Raw genomic sequence first — 16,004 nt, forward strand, 5'->3', positions numbered from 1 at the left:
TTGGGATAGCCACTAAAAGCGATAGTATAGTGTGCCGCCGTACATACCGGCTATCTGTATTTCACTACGCTGCGGGCATGGCTACCTCTCTCAATACCCAAATCGACCGTCTGCTGCGTAAAGTATTCGGCATTGAAGCGCTGCGCGACGGCCAGCGGCGTGTCATCGACAGCGTGCTGGCCGGCCGCGACACGCTGGCCGTGATGCCCACCGGCAGCGGCAAGTCGCTGTGCTACCAATTGCCGGCGCGGCTGATGAAGGGGATCACGGTGGTGGTTTCGCCGTTGATTTCGCTGATGAAGGACCAGGCGGAGAAGCTGGAAGAAGCGGGCATCGCCAGCGCCGCGCAGGTCAACAGCAGCCTGTCGCGGGCCGATGAGCTGGAGGCGCTGGCAGCGATCGAGAAGGCCGGCAAGGATATCGTGTTTTGCACGCCAGAGCGGCTGGCGACGCCGGAATTCCAGCAACTGCTGCGGCAAACGCAAATCGCGCTGGTGGTCATCGACGAAGCACATTGCATATCGCAATGGGGCCACGACTTCCGCCCGGCGTATCTCGACATCGGCGCCGCGCTGGAAACGCTGGGCAGTCCACAGGTGCTGGCGTTGACCGCCACCGCCACCGACGACGTGATTGCCGACATCCGCGTGCAGCTCGGCCGCTCGCGCCTGCGCGTCGTCAATACTGGCATCTACCGGCCGAATCTGCATTACCGCGTGCGCCAGGTGACCAATCCGGATGAAAAAAATGACGTGCTGCTGGACCTGGTACGTAATACGCCTGGCGTCGGCATCGTGTACGCCGCCACCGTCAAGGCGGTCAAGGAAACCTACCAGCTGCTGGCCGATGCCGGCGAAAGCGTCACGCTGTACCACGGCCGCCTGAAAGCGGCGGAGCGCAGCGATAACCAGAATTTGTTCATGAACGGCGAGCGCCGCGTCATGGTCGCCACCAATGCCTTTGGCATGGGGATCGACAAGTCCGACACGCGTTTCGTCATTCACCTCCAAGTGCCCGGCAATCTGGAAGCCTACTATCAGGAATCCGGCCGCGCCGGCCGTGACGGTGAGAACGCCGAATGCACGCTGCTGTACTACCACGACGATACGCGGCTACAGAAGTTCTTCCTCATGAAGAGCAAGGCGCCCGATGAAAAGCATGAGCTGGACCGCGAAAAGCTGGAGCGCATGATCGGCTACGCGCAAAGCGGCTTTTGCCGCTGGAAGCTGCTGCTCGATTATTTCGGCGATCCTGTGCCCGGCTTTGAACGCTGCTGCCGCTGCGACAACTGCCTGTCGCCGCCGGTCATCTCAGGGGATCACCTCGAACAGCAGGAACTGGGTGACCTCGGACTTGTTAAAGTTGTCGTCGGAGACCAGCATCAGGCTGGCGTGGCCGTTGGCTAGGCGCGGGCCGAAGGCTATGCCTTCCAGATTGTCGATCATCGGCAGACCGAGCGAGTCCAGGTCCAGCACCAGCCGTTTTTTCAGCGTCGTGAAAGTCGCGCCCTTCAGCGTTGGCAGCTGCTGCACGTCGGTGGCGCCGGCGGTATCGACTTCATAAATGCGCACAAACGTGCGGTAGCTGCCGTCGGTGGCCTGCACGCCGGCGCGTTCCAGCACCAGCAGCTTGCTGTCGCTGACGGCGAGGATTTCCGAGATGCCGTTATCAGCCGCCATGCCCGGACCGGGTTTGGCCGGAATCGCATCGAGCGGATACACGTACTGGCCAAGTACCTTGCCATCACGGGTGAAGTGCGTTATGCGGCTCGGCGCGCCATGCTCGGGGTCCGGCTCGGGGCCATCCTGATACATCGGCCCTTCCAGCGACACCCACAGCGTATTGCCATCCGGTGTAAAGCTGATGCCTTCAAAAGCCTGATTGTTGCGCGGGCCGGATTTGTGTTCCTTCGACACCGTGAACATCGGCGGCAGCGGCAAAGTGGCGAGGTAGCGTCCATTGCGCGTGGCGTGGCGCACGAACGGGTCGAGGCCGAGACGCACATCGCCTTCGCTGGAATACCAGATGCTGGCGTCGCGCGGATCAACGCGCATCGCTTCCAGGTCTGGCACAGCGCCGGCGCCCGGCTTGTACGCCTCCTTGGATGGGTAAGGGCTGCCGTCCGGTTGCAGCAGCGTGGCCACGCTGGTCAACTGTGCCGACTTGAAGGCGTGCAGGTCGAACTCCAGCCTGGCGCGATAGTAGCGCGCCGCATTGTGCTGCGAACGGTCGTCGCAGATCATCACCCATTCGTCATTGGCGGCATCGTAATCGATGCCGGACAGGCCGCCGACCAGCGTGCCCTGGTACTGCTGATGCCAGGGCAGGCGCTGTTCACCGATGAAGCGGAGTTGCGCAACGCTGCCGGCGGTGCGCGATGGCAGCTGCGCGCATCCGGCCAAGGCCAGCGCGCAGGCGAAGGTGATGAGTGCTCTTTTCATGGGGCGGCATCATACCATCACTCCACGTGCCATTCAGGGAAAGGATCGGTGTAATGCAGCCATGCGGCCTGGCCGGCTGCCTGTTCGGCATCGGTCAGCACACAGTAGGAGAACGCTTCCTCGATCGCCACGCGGTTCATGCCACGGCCGATGAATACCACCTCGTTGACGCGGTCATCATACGGTTCGGCCCAGCGGCCGACTGGTTCCAGCGAGGCGATCTTGCCGGCGCGCGAATACGCCACCGCCCATTCCGGCCGCGTCGCCAGCCACAGATAGCCCTTGGCGCGCACCAGGCCGGGGAAGCCCTGGTTGAGGAAGCGGTCAAAACGCTGTGGGTGCAGCGCGCACGGCTCGCGCAGTACAAAGCTGCTGATGCCGTATTCCTCTGTCTCCGGTGTATGTTCGCCAGCCAGTTCGCGCGCCCAGCCGGCCATCTCGCTGGCCTTTTCGAGATCGAACTTGCCGGTGCCGAGCAGTTTATGCAGCGGCACCTGGCCGCGTTCGGCGTAGACGATGTCGGCGCCGTGATTCAGTGCCTTGATGACTGCGCGGACTTCGCCCATCTGCTCCAGCGTGACCAGGTCGGTCTTGCTGACCACCACCACGTCGGCAAACTCGATCTGCTCACACAGCAGGCCGGCCAGCGAGCGGTCGTCGCCTTCGCCGGCGGTTTCGCCGCGCTGGGCCAGGAAGTCGGTGCTGTTGTAGTCATCCAGCAGGTTAAGCGCATCGACCACGGTAACCATGGTGTCGATGCGCGCCACCTGGTTCAGCGAGCGGCCCTGTTCATCCTCAAAGTCGAAGGTAGCGGCCACCGGCATCGGCTCGCCGACGCCGGTCGACTCGATCAGCAGGTAGTCGAAGCGGCCCTCGGCGGCCAGCTTGTGCACCTCCAGCAGCAGGTCTTCGCGCAGCGTGCAGCAAATGCAGCCGTTGCTCATCTCGACCATTTTCTCTTCAGTGCGGGAGAGGGCGGCGCCGGCGTTGCTGCTGCCGTCACGCAGCAGGCTGGCGTCGATATTCACCTCGCTCATGTCGTTGACGATGACGGCCACGCGCAAGCCGTCGCGATTGGCCAGGATGTGGTTGAGCAGGGTGGTTTTGCCAGCGCCGAGAAAGCCGGAGAGGACGGTGACGGGCAGGCGGGTATCGTGTTGGACGGGCATGGGGAATCTCGCTTAAATGCAAACGAGTTGCATATTAAGCGGATTCGGATGTAAACGCAACCAACTTGCGTTAATCAGTTTTTACGATTGCAATTGGCGCAAGTGCCTTTGATGAGGAAGTCGATTTCTTGCGTCTGGAAGCCTTCCGGCAGCTTGATCTTGCGCGGCAGCGCCAGGTCGGTGAAGCAGGTCACCTGTTCGCACCTGGTGCACTGGAAGTGCGCGTGTTCATGCGCGTGGTGGCCGGCGCCTGCGCTGAAGCGCCACACCTGGTCGGCGCCGGCGATGCGGTGGATCAGTTCATTTTCGGTCAGCCATTCCAGCACGCGGTAGAGCGTGACGGAGTCCAGTTCCTCGTGGAGTTTTTTTGCCAGCAGGGCCTGGATTTCATGGTGGGTCAGGGATTTTTGCTGGCCCAGCAGGAAGTCGAGAACCAGCACACGCTGGCGGGTGACACGGGCGCCGGTGGCTCGGATCTGTGATTCGGCGATAGATGTTTGCATGCCGCTATGGTAACACGCCCCGTAATCCGGTTAGAATATCGCCCATATGTTAAGCCGCCGCCACATAGTCCATGCTTTCCTCGCGCTGTTGCTGCTCCTGACGCAGCAGCTGGGGGTAACGCACGTCTATACCCACTGGGGCGAAGTTGAACATCTGACTGGCCAAACGGCCGCCGCCCAGCTGACCGACGAGGAACAAGCCGAGCACCGCAAGCGCATCGCCGTCCACAAGGTCTGCGCGGAATGCATGACCGTCGCCCAGATGGGCGCCGCCATCACCAGCACGCCACTGACCCTGGCGCTTGCTACCCTCAGCAATGGTCCGGTCACGCTGCAGGTCACGCTGCCTGCATGCGAACGCACCATTTGCGTCTTCCAGTCCCGCGCGCCTCCTCTGGCCTGACACCCAAAATCCGTCCTGAATTTTGAGTTTTTCGCCGCTGCGCGCCCGAAGAGGGCGGCTGCGCGCGATCGTCACCACATTGCTAGAGGTTTTACATGAATATTCAACGTACGCTGCTGGCCAGCGCGATCCTGTCCGCCTATTCCACGCTGGCTTTCGGCCAGACCGCCGCTGCACCTGAAGTGCAGCAAGTGATTGTTACCGCCAATCCGTTCGGCACCGCCGTCAATGAGCAGATCCTGACTCCGGCCAAAGTGCTGGCCGGCGATGAACTGCGCGACAAGGCCGGCAGCTCGCTGGGCGAGACGCTGTCGCAGGAACTGGGCGTATCGGCATCGGCCTTCGGCGCCGGCGCCTCGCGCCCCATCATCCGCGGCCTGGAAGGCGCGCGCGTCAAGATGCTGGAGAACGGCATGGCTGTCTCTGATGTCTCCGGCCTGTCCAACGACCACGCGGTGGCGGCTGAAGGCGCGGTGGCGCAGCAGATCGAAATCCTGCGCGGCCCGGCCGCACTGCTGTACGGCTCGGGCGCCATCGGTGGCCTGGTCAACGTTGTCAATGAACGCATCCCGACCGCGCTGGAACCGAAGCTGACCGGCCAGATCGAGGCGCGGGCCAGCAGCGTGGATAGCGGCCGCAATATGTCCGGCACCATCGACGGCTCGGTCGACAAGCTGGCCTGGCACATCGACGGCAATCTGCGCAACGCCGATGACTACAAGATCCCTGGCAACCGCGTGCAGGGCGATCCTGACTCGGCCTCCGGCCGCCTGCCGCATTCGGACACGCGTGAGCGCAACGTCGGCGTCGGCGGTTCCTTCGTTGATAACTGGGGCTTTGTCGGCGCGTCGGTGTCGCACCTGACCAATGTGTACGGCATCCCTAGCGATGAAGGCTCGAAGATCGACCAGAAGCAAACCCGCTACGATATCGACAGCCTGGTGAAATCGCCGTTCGCCGGTTTCGAAACCTTCAAGTTCAAGGCCGGTTTCACCGACTATGAACACGCCGAAATCGGCGAAGACGGCGCGCCGGAAGTGATCTTCAAGAACCGCTCGACCGAAACGCGCGCGGAGCTGACGCACAAAACGGTCGCCGGCTGGCATGGTACGTTCGGCATCCAGACTGAAAACACCAACTTCTCCGCGCTGAGCGGCGAGGGTGGCCCGGACACCGTGCCGGTCACGCACTCGACCTCGAACGCCGCCTTCCTGGTGGAAGAAACCGACTTCGGCCCGGTCAAGTTCAACGCCGGTGGCCGCGTGGAGCGCGTCAAGCGTGAGCCGGTAACGGGCATGGACCGCTCGTTTACGCTGCAATCGGCATCGGTTGGCGGCCTGTGGCCGTTCGTGCCGGGTTATGCGGTTGGCGCCACGCTGTCGTATGCGCAGCGCGCGCCGTCGACCGAGGAACTGTACTCGTCCGGCCCGCACGATGCCACCGTCACCTTCGACATCGGCAATGCCGATTTCAAGAAGGAGACTTCGCGCAATATCGAGCTGAATGTGCAGAAGACCACGGGCCTGGTGCGCTGGAAGGCCAACATTTTCCGCAACAAGGTGAATGACTTCATCTATGGCCACATCACCGGCAATCTGCTGGATGAAGAGGGCAATCCGGGCGACGAACTGCGCGAGCGTATCTTCGAACAGGCCGACGCCACCATCCACGGCGCTGAAGCGGAGCTGGAATACAACCCGACCGGCGCTGGCTGGTCTGGCCGCGTGTTCGCCGATACCTCGCGCGGCAAGCTGGATCGCGGCGGCAGCCTGCCGTTGCAGCCGGCCACCCGCGTCGGCATCAGCACCGCGTACAAAATGGGCCCATTGCGCGCCGGTCTGTCGCTGGTGCACGCACAGTCGCAGGACCGCCTGGCGTCGTTTGAAACCACCGATACGCCGAGCTACAACCAGCTGAACGCCAATCTCTCGTACACGCAAAAGGTGGATGGCTACGACCTGACCTGGTTCCTGCTGGCGAAGAACCTGACCAACGACGAGATCCGTGTCTCGACGTCGGTGTTGAAGGATATCGCGCCGCTGCCAGGCCGTAACATCGTGTTCGGCGTGCGCGCCAAGTTCTAAACGTGCAGGCTGGCGAGGATGTCGGCTTTGAGCAGCGCCGCATCCACGTCGCCGCGCTTGCGTGGCGACGGGCCGGGATGAAACTCGGTCAGGCCGCCATCCAGCAGTAGCACGCGGTCGCTCAGGTACAACGCTTCATCGATGTCGTGCGTGACCAATAATACGGTGAGCTTGTGTTCGTAGGCCACCTTCAGCAGCAGGTCTTGCAGTTTCATGCGGGTGAAGGCGTCGACGGCCGAAAAAGGTTCGTCGAGCAGCAGCACGCGCGGCTGGGTGAACAGGCCGCGTGCGATGGCTGCGCGTTGTGCCTGGCCGCCGGATAGCTGTTTCGGCAAGGCGTCGGCATGGTCTTGTAGGCCGACTTCCGCCAGCAGGCGCGTTACCAGCCGTTGCGTCGACAGTGCGTTGTTGCTGTCGAAGGCGACGTTTTCCGCTACCGTCAGCCACGGGAATAGTCGTGGCTCCTGGAAGATGAAACCGATGTCGCGGCTGACGCCTTGCAGCGGCTTGCCATCCAGGCGAATCTCGCCGCTGAAGTTGCGGTCCAGTCCCGAGGCGATCGACAGCAGGCTGCTTTTGCCGCAGCCGCTGGCGCCGATCAGGCTCACCACTTCCCCCTCCTGTAGTTGCAGGCGGATGTCGCGCAGGATGGTGCGCGCGCCGTAGCGTTTTTCCTTGACGTAGATATCGAGTGCAATGCTCATGCGTAGCTGTCGCGCCATGCCAGGCTGCGTTGTTCAATGGCGGCCATCAGGCTATCGCTGATTTTGCCGAGAATGGCCAGCAGCGCGATGGCTGCCAGGACGATGTCTGCACGGCTGGTTTCGCGGCCATCGGACAGCAGATAGCCGAGGCCCTTGCTGGCGGCGATCAGTTCTGCCGCCACCATGAACATCCAGGCCAGGCTTAGGCCGTTGCGCAGTCCGGTGAGGATGGCAGGCAGCGCGGCAGGCAGCAGCACGCGCCTGGTCAGCGCCACATTTGACAGCCGGTATAGCCGCGCTACTTCAATCAGTTTGCGGTCGGCGCCGCGTATGCCGGAGGCCACGCCCATGTAGACAGGGAAGAAGGCGCCGATGGCGATCAGCACGATCTTCGGTGCTTCATCGATGCCTAGCCACAGCAGCAGCAACGGCACCCATGCCAGGGAAGGGATGGCGCGCAGCGCCTGGAAAGTCGGGTCGAGGATGGCTTCCGCGTGGCGACTCAATCCAACCGCAGCGCCAAGCAGCACGGCCAGCGCCGCGCCGCCGGCGAAGCCCACCGCCACGCGCGCTGTGCTGGCGCCGATGTGGCCCAGCAGTCCTTGAGCGCCAAGGTCGTGCAGCGTATCGATGATCTGCAATGGCGCCGGCAGCAGATTCGCCGGAATCAGGCCGGCGCGGACGGAGAATTCCACCGCTAGCAGCGCCGTCACTGGCAGCAGCAAGCCAAGCAACGCACGCCGCCAGCGCTGACCTGCGGCCGCCGCGCGTGTCGCCCCATGTTCCGCGTCGCCGTCCCGCACCAGCAGTTCGCCCGGTGCGCGCGTCGTGCGCGCCAGGTCATGCGCCCTGGCGCTGTCCCGCGCCGCCACTTCGCCCGAGGCGACATCGTTCGCCCCAGGCAGGGCGGACGACGATTGCGCTGCCAGCTGGCTGCCCATGCTCGCCGCTCCTACGCGCGTGCGATATAAGGTTGAGCGAAGCGTGTATCCACCAGCTCCGCGATCGCCCGATTCAGATCGGTATCGCCTTTTACCAGCGCTTCATCCTTCAGAATCGGCGCGGCGACCTGCAAGGCCTTGACATGCTCGCTACCCGGTTGCGGATTGCTGAAATCACTGCGCAGCTTCACCTGCAACAGCGCCACCGGCAGCGACACCTTGGCTTCTTCGGAAAGTATCTTCGCCGCCTCGGAGGGATTGGCACGTATCCAGGCGCGTGCCTTCTCATATGCCTTGATGACCCGCGCCACCTCGGCCGGCCGCGTCGCCAGGAAATCCTCGCGCACGTTCAGGAAACCATAGGTATTAAAAGCGATATTCCGGTAAATCAGCTTCGAGCCGCTTTCCAGTTCGCTGGCCGCCATGTGCGGATCAAGGCCGGCCCACGCATCCACCTTGCCTTGCTCAAGCGCCGCGCGGCCATCGGCGTGCTGCAAGCTCACATGCTCGATATCGCTGCGCTTCAGGCCCGCTGTCTGCAAGGATCGCAGCAGGAACAGATAAGGATCGGTGCCCTTGGTCGCGGCCACCTTTTTGCCTTTGAGGTCGGCGACGGTGCGGATGGGAGAATCCTTGCGCACCACCAGCGCAGTCCACTCGGGACGCGAAAAAATGTAGGGAGTCTTGATCGGATTGCCGTTGGCCTTGGCCAGCAAGGCCGCCAGCCCGGCGGACGAACCGATATCGATGCTGTTCGCGTTCAGGTATTCCAGCGCGCGATTGCTGCCGGCGCTGAGTACCCAGCGCACCTGCACGCCATCGGCCTTGAATTCATCTTCCAGCCAGCCGAAGCGCTTCAGCACCAGGCTCGCCGGCGAGTAGTAAGCATAGTCGAGCCGCAGTTCCTTCAGTGGGGCAGCAACGACCAGCGATACAGGAGACAAGCCGGATACGGCGGCACTGCCGGCCGCCAGTTTCAACAGAGTTCTGCGCTTCATGTTTTCCCAAGGTTAGGCGTGGATGCATAAAGTATTACACCCACACCTGACTTGGTACACGAAGAAATCCGGCTTTACATAGTTGAAAAGCGCATCAGGCCAGGGCTTCCGCCGGGCCGAAGAACTCGTAGTAAGTCTGCGACTGCGGCACGCCCAGTTCACGCAGATGCGACTTGATCGCCTTCATGAACGGTGTCGGGCCGAGGAAGTAAGCCTCGACGTCACGCGTCTGCGGCAGCCAGGCAGTCAACGTTTGCGGATTCAGGTAGCCGGTGGCATGCGGCTGCGCATCGTCATCGTTGGCGCTCTCGTAGCAGTAGAAGCGCTGCAGTTGCGGGTGTTTGGCCGCCAGCGCATCGATATGATCGCGGAAGGCGTGCACGCCGGCGTGGCGCGCCGCGTGGATGAAGTGGATAGGGCGGTTGCTGGTCAGTGCCGCAGTCAGCATCGCCAGCGTCGGCGTGATGCCAACGCCGCCGCTGATCAGCACCAATGGCTTGTCGCTATCGGCCAGCACAAAGTCGCCGGATGGCGGGAACACCTCGATGCTGTCGCCAACCTGTATCTGATCGTGCAGGAAGTTCGATACCAGGCCGCCCGGCTCGCGCTTGACGCTGATGCGGTAGTTGGCGCCGTTGGCAGCAGCCGACAGCGAGTACTGGCGGCGCTGCTGGGTGCCGCTCATATCGACGTTGATACCGATGTACTGGCCTGGCTTGTGCAGCACGACCTTGCCGCCGTCGGCCGGCGTCAGCACGAAGGACGTGATCTCGTCGCTTTCCACGGTTTTTGACAGCACCTTGAATTCGCGGCCACCGCGCCAGCCGCCTTCGACCTGTTCATTCTGTTTGTAGATATTTTCTTCGGCGCCGATCAGCAGATCGGCCAACTGGCCGTAGGCTGCGCCCCAGGCTTCAATCACGGCATCGGTGGCGATTTCAGCGCCAAGTACTTCGCGGATCGCCTTCAGCAGCGAGGCGCCGACGACCGGATAGTGCTCCGGCTGGATCTGCAGCGATACGTGCTTGTTGATGATGGTGCTGACCAGCGGGCCGAGGTTCTCCAGCTTCTCGATATTTTTCGCGTACATCAGTACCGCGTTGGCCAGTGCGCGCTGTTGCGTACCTTCGTGCTGGTTAGCCTGGTTAAACAGCGGTATGACGTGCGGCGAGTCGTGGAACATCGACTTGTAGAAATGGCGGGTCAAGGCTTCGCCGCCCTGTTCGAGCAGGGGAACGGTGGCGGTAATGATGGCTTTATGGTCGGTGCTAAGCATGGTTTTCTCTGGTGGTTGTGAAGTTACGACGTAAAGAAGTATATCAGATGAATGTTTATTTTGCAGAGAGAGTTTTAAACCGGCTGTTACTAGAAAGTGAGAATGAGAAGTGTTATCATTTGAAAAGTTTAACTAGAATAAGTCTTCTTTACATGCCTGAACAATTCAAACTGACCGTGCTGGCCGCTGCGGTATCCCTGCTGATCGCTCCCGCCTACGCGCAACAAGCCGACGATGCACCGATGGAATCGATCCAGGTATCGGGCAGCTGGCTGGGCTCTGGCCTGCAAAACAGCGTCAAGAACTTCGCCGGCGCGCGCACCGTGGTCGACAAGGAAGCCATCGACGCCAGCGGCGCCGCCAATATCGGCGACGTGCTGCGCCGTATTCCTGGCGTGCAATCGACCGACAACTCGGGCACTGCCGGCAGCGCGATCTCGCTGAATATCGGCATCCGTGGCCTGACCGGACGCTACTCGCCGCGCTCCACCGTGCTGTTGGACGGCATCCCGCTGGCGGTGGCGCCGTATGGGCAGCCGCAGCTGTCGTTTGCGCCGGTCAGCCTGAACAACGTTGAATCGATCGACGTCGTGCGTGGCGGCGGCGCGGTGCGCTATGGCCCGCAAAATGTCGGCGGCATCATCAACTTCCGCAGCCGCGCGATACCGGAAGGCGAGGGCATCCACGGCGACGCCAACGTCCGTTACAACGACTTCGGCGAAGGCGGCAGCAGCCGTCAGTACAGCGCCTTTGTCGGCGGCACCGCCAGCAACGGCTTCGGCCTGGCGTTGATGTACTCGGGCATGGAAGGGCGCGAGTGGCGCCAGGGCAGCGACGAAAAAGTCAACGACGTCGCGCTGAAATTCCGCTACCCGCTGGACGATCACAGCGAGGTGTACGGCAAGGTGTCGTACTACGACGTCAAATCAAGGACGCCGGGCGGCCTGACGGTGGCGCAGTACAACGCCAATCCCTTCCAGAACACGCGCCCGAGCGACTTCTGGAACGGCGACCGCAAGGGCGCGGACGTCGGTTACCTGAACACCATCTCGGCCACGCAGGAATTTGAAGTCAAGGCCTACTACAACGAAAGCTTCCGCCAGAGCGCGTTGATCAATGCCGCTCGCACGCAGATCACCTGGCAGCCGCGTAACTACCAGGTGCTGGGCGTCGAACCGCGCTACACACAGCGCTTCAAGGCTGCTGGCCTGACGCATGACGTCACGGTGGGCTACCGCTTCCTGCGCGAGCGCGGCGATGACAACAACTACATCCAGAACGTGGCCACCGGCCTGAATGGCGCCACCGCCACCTTCAACAATAGCACCGACGCGCATGCTGCCTATATCGACGACCGCATCGCCGTGGGTCAGTGGCGCATCACGCCGGGCGTGCGTTACGAGAAAATCTCGTCGACGCGCGACGACGTCGCCGCCAAGTCCAGCTTCGAGACCGACAACAACAAAGCGCTGCCATCGCTGAACGTGGCTTATCTGTTGAATCCCGCGCTGACGGTGTTTGTCAACTACACCACCTCGTTTGGCGCGGTGCAGAACACCCAGCTGAATTCGCAAACGTCCACCAATCCGCTGAAGCCTGAACTGGCAAAGACCGCCGAAGTCGGGGCGCGCTGGAAAACCGGCGCCGTGAGCGCCGAAGTCACTGCCTTCCAGCTGAAGTTCGACAACCAGATCGCGCAGGTGCCAGGCATCACGCCGGCCACCTTCCAGAACATCGGCGCGACCAAGCACGACGGCCTGGAAACGGCGCTGGACTACACCTTTGACGACGCCAGCGCGCTGGCCGGCCTGAACGTGTACGCCAACTACACCTACACCAGGGCGATCCAGGAATCCGGCACGACGGCCGGCCTGGACGTACCGTTCTACTCGCGCAACACCGACACCGTCGGCGCGCGCTACCGGGTAGGCGCATGGACGGCAAACATCTCCAGCACGCACCAGACCAAGCAATATTCCGACACCGCCAACACGGTGACGGAAGCGGCGAATGGCGGCGCCGGCATGATCCCCGGCTTCCGCCTGTGGAACGCCCAGCTTTCGTGGAAGCAGCCTGCCTACGAAATCGCCGCCGGCGTCAATAACATTGCCGACAAGCGCTACTACACGCGCAACGTCGACGGCAACGCCGGCCGCATGGTCGGCGCCCCGCGTACCGCCTACCTGCAACTCCGCGTCGCCTACTAGAGCCCTAAAACCGGGGTCAGTTCTGCCAAATGTACATGAGCTCGTGTACGTTTGGCAGAACTGACCCCGGAGTTGGGCGCGTAGGACTAAGATGACATTCTGCAATGTTCGCAGCCTACATAGGACTACAAAGTGGTCCTATACCGCCGGTTTAGCCCGCTGGTTATAGTGTCTACATCAACCAGTCAGACACTTACAGAGGCTTACCATGAACGCAATCCATACCGCACCAGCCGCCCAACAGACCATCAGCCTGATCGGCGCGCAACAGAATGATTTGCTGCGCGCACTGTCGCGTGATGATCTGCTCGCCCTGTTCGGCGACCTGGAACTGGTCACGTTGCCAGAAGGTAAGCACTTGTTCGATTACGGCGATGCCGTTGAATACACTTATTTCCCGACCAACGCCATTGTTTCGCTGCAATATGTGATGGAAGACGGCGCAACTACCGAGATCGCTGTGGTCGGCCGCGAAGGCGTGGTCGGCGTGGCACTGCACCCAACCGAGCGCGCCAGCTACGCCGCCGTGGTGCAGACCGCCGGTTATGGCTATCGCCTGAAAACCTCGCTGCTGCGTGAAGTCTTCTATAGCGGCGGCCCGCTGGCCCAGCAGCTGATGCGCTATACCAGCATGATGTTTGCCCAGCTGGCACAGAGCGTGGCTGGCAGCCGTCACACCAGCATCGAGCAGAAACTGTGCCGCTGGCTGCTGGAACGCCTGGACCGTTCGCTGTCCAATGAGCTGAAAGTGACCCAGGAGATGATCGCCAATATGCTGGGCGTGCGCCGCGAAAGCATCACCGGCGCCGCTGGCAAGCTGGCCCAGGAAGGCTTGATCACCTACCGTCGTGGCCTGGTGACCGTGCTGGATCGTGATGGCATGGAGCGCCGCGCAGGCAGCTGCTACCAGGGCCGCATCAACAATACGGCCGCAGCCCAGCCACGCTACGCAGCGTAAGAGAAGGGTGTTAGTGCAGGACGCGCGACGGCGGATTGATCAGGAAACCACCGAAATCCGCCCGCGCTGGCAGACGCGCTGCCAGGTCCTGATCCAGCTTGCGCTGCACCAGCTTGTGCCAGGCGCTGGCCCAACGGGCCGCAAGCTGGGATTCTTCAGCCGAACGCGCATACAGCGTTCTTTCCACGGCAAGTTTCTGGCGTTGCAGGGCGTAGCTGGCGGATATCAGAGTCGTCATGGCGTCGTAGACCGGAGTAGTTGATCGGAATGCGTTGCCATTGTGCTCCCGGCAGCCCGTTTCTGAATGTGCGCCATTTCACCCATAACGATGAGTAAACCGGGCAAGACGTGTAAAATACCTGTCTGTTGCTTTATCGCACGTTTCTTTTCCGACTTATTCCCCGATGAATTTCTCTAAAAACGCCTTGGCGGGCTTGACCACGTCCTTTGCGCTGGTGCCCGAGTGCATCGCTTTTGCGCTGGTCGCGCATCTCAATCCGCTGATCGGCCTATACGGCGCCTTCTTTATTTGCACCGTTACGGCAATTTTTGGTGGCCGTCCCGGCATGATTTCGGGTGCCGCCGGTTCGATGGCGGTGGTGATTGTGGCCTTGGTGGCCCAACACGGCCTGCAATATTTCCTTGCTACCGTGATTCTCAGCGGGCTGATCATGCTGCTGTTTGGCGTCCTGCGGCTGGGCAAGCTGGTCACGATGGTCCCGCATCCGGTCATGCTGGGCTTCGTCAATGGCCTGGCGATTGTGATTGCGTGGTCGCAATTGCAACATTTTAAGGCGGATGGCGACTGGTTGCCGGGCGCTTCGATGGTCTGGATGTGCGGCTTGGTGCTGCTGACCATGGCGATCGTTTATCTGCTGCCGCGACTGACCAGGGCGCTGCCGCCGGCGTTGGTAGCGATTGTTGGCGTTGGCGTGCTGTCGGCAACGCTGCATCTGCCGGTCCGCACCTTGGGCGACATGGCGCATATCGCCGGTGGTCTGCCGTCGTTTGCGCTGCCGGACGTGCCGATGACGATGGAGACCTTGCGCATCGTGCTGCCCTACGCTTTTCTGATGGCGATGGTCGGCCTGCTGGAAACGCTGCTGACCTTTAACCTGACCGATGAGATCACCGAAACGCGCGGCCTGCCGAACCGCGAGTGCGTGGCGCTGGGCGCGGCCAATGTGGCGTCCGGCCTGTTTGGCGGCATGGGCGGTTGCGCAATGATCGGCCAGACCATGATTAATCTGAGTTCCGGTGGACGCACGCGCGTGTCGGGCGCGGTGGCCGGCATCATGATCCTGCTGTTCATTCTGTTCCTGTCGCCGTTCATTGAGCAGATCCCCTTGGCGGCATTGGTGGGCGTGATGTTTGTGGTGGCGCAGGAGACGTTTGCCTGGGGTTCGCTGCGGGTGCTGGGCAAGGTGCCGCGTCATGATGCGCTGTTGATTGTCGCGGTGACGGCGATTACGGTGGCCACCGATCTGGCGATGGCGGTGATGTGCGGGATTATTATCGCCGCGCTCAGCTTCGCCTGGCGCCACGCGCGCGATATCCGTGCCGATGTGGTGAGCGCCGATGGCGTCAAGACTTACACGCCGCATGGCACATTGTTCTTCGCTTCGGTCACGCATTTCAACGCCTTGTTTGATCTGGCTGGCGATCCACAGCAGGTAGTGCTGGATGCGCGCCACCTGCGCCTGGCCGACCATTCCGCCGTCGTGGCAGTGGCCGCGCTGAGCGAGCGTTACACCAAAGCCGGCAAGACGCTGCAGGTGCTGCATTTGTCCAAGCGCTGCGCAACACTGTTGCAGCGCTCGGGCGTGATGGCTACGGCATGAAGTCGTGATCAAGTAGCTGGGCGACGGAATAGGGCAACTGGCGAGGGAAAGTCGTGATATCGAGTCCGGTTTCCAGTGCAGCGCGGCGGCGTGCGTCCGTATAGCAGTCCATTGAAAATTTCATCACCCTCGGGCGCATGCTCGGACTGCTCTCCAGCAGGAGCAATATGCGGCGACGCTGCTCGATCAAGGTGGAATGCCATTTGTTTCTCGGGTGGTCGGTTTGGTACTCGCACTTGAGCAGGTGCATGATGAGCACGGTAAGCCGGCTATCCAGCTCGTGAGCGTATTGTTTTTTCATGCCGTCGAGCTCCTCGACCAGGTTCCCGAGGTCGAGCTCGGAGAACCTTTTTTCCGACAGTAAGCGGACCTGCGCGTCTATCCACAGTACCCAATCTTCGTCGTAGCATGCGATGGTGCGGGGCTGGGCCAGTGTTTGCATGATGCGCCTCCAAAAGCTTCAGCTTAGGCTGGCGCCA

Annotated in this window: 15 protein-coding genes; 6 read left to right on the top strand and 9 right to left on the bottom strand. The window is 61.9% G+C overall.

The window, feature by feature from the left end:
• The first annotated feature begins 77 nt into the window (after positions 1–77).
• Positions 78–1,406: a RecQ family ATP-dependent DNA helicase gene (locus BLS51_RS20515; RefSeq protein ID WP_090187583.1), complete on the top strand. Its 1,329-nt coding sequence runs from the start codon at positions 78–80 to the stop codon at positions 1,404–1,406.
• On the opposite strand, the gene BLS51_RS20520 is transcribed toward BLS51_RS20515, so the two are convergent.
• The 3 genes from BLS51_RS20520 to BLS51_RS20530 form a co-directional block, all read right to left on the bottom strand.
• Entirely contained in the window at positions 1,311–2,441 is a 1,131-nt protein-coding gene (locus tag BLS51_RS20520; protein ID WP_090187588.1) for an esterase-like activity of phytase family protein, read from the bottom strand. The two genes, BLS51_RS20515 and BLS51_RS20520, sit on opposite strands and share 96 nt — an antisense overlap.
• A gap of 17 nt (positions 2,442–2,458) precedes the next feature.
• Positions 2,459–3,610: a GTP-binding protein gene (locus BLS51_RS20525; protein WP_090187592.1), complete on the bottom strand. Its 1,152-nt coding sequence runs from the start codon at positions 3,608–3,610 to the stop codon at positions 2,459–2,461.
• Between the two features lie 74 nt (positions 3,611–3,684).
• Positions 3,685–4,113: a Fur family transcriptional regulator gene (locus BLS51_RS20530; RefSeq protein WP_090187596.1), complete on the bottom strand. Its 429-nt coding sequence runs from the start codon at positions 4,111–4,113 to the stop codon at positions 3,685–3,687.
• A gap of 88 nt (positions 4,114–4,201) precedes the next feature.
• Between BLS51_RS20530 and BLS51_RS20535 the strand changes: the two genes are divergently transcribed.
• On the top strand, positions 4,202–4,516 hold the full coding sequence (locus BLS51_RS20535; protein WP_090187599.1) for a hypothetical protein: 315 nt from the start codon (positions 4,202–4,204) through the stop codon (positions 4,514–4,516).
• 95 nt (positions 4,517–4,611) lie between these two features.
• Positions 4,612–6,600: a TonB-dependent receptor gene (locus tag BLS51_RS20540; protein ID WP_090187602.1), complete on the top strand. Its 1,989-nt coding sequence runs from the start codon at positions 4,612–4,614 to the stop codon at positions 6,598–6,600.
• Here the strand turns inward: BLS51_RS20540 and BLS51_RS20545 are convergent.
• The 4 genes from BLS51_RS20545 to hmpA form a co-directional block, all read right to left on the bottom strand.
• On the bottom strand, positions 6,597–7,304 hold the full coding sequence (locus tag BLS51_RS20545) for an ABC transporter ATP-binding protein (protein WP_090187605.1): 708 nt from the start codon (positions 7,302–7,304) through the stop codon (positions 6,597–6,599). The genes BLS51_RS20540 and BLS51_RS20545 overlap by 4 nt on opposite strands.
• Entirely contained in the window at positions 7,301–8,245 is a 945-nt protein-coding gene (locus tag BLS51_RS20550; protein WP_090187608.1) for an ABC transporter permease, read from the bottom strand. Before BLS51_RS20550 ends, BLS51_RS20545 begins: the two co-directional genes overlap by 4 nt.
• 11 nt (positions 8,246–8,256) lie before the next feature.
• A complete protein-coding gene (locus tag BLS51_RS20555) occupies positions 8,257–9,243 on the bottom strand; it encodes an aliphatic sulfonate ABC transporter substrate-binding protein (protein WP_090187611.1) in 987 nt (328 codons plus the stop codon).
• Between the two features lie 94 nt (positions 9,244–9,337).
• Positions 9,338–10,519, bottom strand: a complete 1,182-nt coding sequence (hmpA, locus tag BLS51_RS20560; RefSeq protein ID WP_090187614.1) for an NO-inducible flavohemoprotein — start codon at positions 10,517–10,519, stop codon at positions 9,338–9,340.
• A 152-nt stretch (positions 10,520–10,671) separates the two neighbouring features.
• On the opposite strand from hmpA, the gene BLS51_RS20565 reads away from it, so the two are divergent.
• Together BLS51_RS20565 and BLS51_RS20570 are read left to right on the top strand one after the other, a co-directional pair.
• Positions 10,672–12,726, top strand: a complete 2,055-nt coding sequence (locus tag BLS51_RS20565) for a TonB-dependent receptor family protein (RefSeq protein ID WP_090187622.1) — start codon at positions 10,672–10,674, stop codon at positions 12,724–12,726.
• Between the two features lie 208 nt (positions 12,727–12,934).
• The gene (locus tag BLS51_RS20570) at positions 12,935–13,684 is read left to right on the top strand and encodes a Crp/Fnr family transcriptional regulator (protein WP_090187626.1); all 750 of its coding nucleotides are present in this window, start codon (positions 12,935–12,937) and stop codon (positions 13,682–13,684) included.
• A gap of 10 nt (positions 13,685–13,694) precedes the next feature.
• Here the strand turns inward: BLS51_RS20570 and BLS51_RS20575 are convergent, their stop codons facing one another.
• On the bottom strand, positions 13,695–13,922 hold the full coding sequence (locus BLS51_RS20575) for a hypothetical protein (RefSeq protein WP_090187632.1): 228 nt from the start codon (positions 13,920–13,922) through the stop codon (positions 13,695–13,697).
• A 166-nt stretch (positions 13,923–14,088) separates the two neighbouring features.
• Here BLS51_RS20575 and BLS51_RS20580 point away from each other — a divergent pair, with 166 nt between their 5' ends.
• Positions 14,089–15,525, top strand: a complete 1,437-nt coding sequence (locus BLS51_RS20580) for a SulP family inorganic anion transporter (protein ID WP_090187636.1) — start codon at positions 14,089–14,091, stop codon at positions 15,523–15,525.
• Here BLS51_RS20580 and BLS51_RS20585 read toward each other — a convergent pair.
• Complete coding sequence (locus BLS51_RS20585) at positions 15,515–15,967, bottom strand: DUF29 domain-containing protein (protein WP_090187641.1); 453 nt, start codon at positions 15,965–15,967, stop codon at positions 15,515–15,517. The two genes, BLS51_RS20580 and BLS51_RS20585, sit on opposite strands and share 11 nt — an antisense overlap.
• Between the last annotated feature and the right edge of the window lie 37 nt (positions 15,968–16,004).

Origin of the sequence: Duganella sp. OV510 (assembly GCF_900100205.1) — a bacterium.
Lineage (GTDB): Bacteria > Pseudomonadota > Gammaproteobacteria > Burkholderiales > Burkholderiaceae_D > Rugamonas.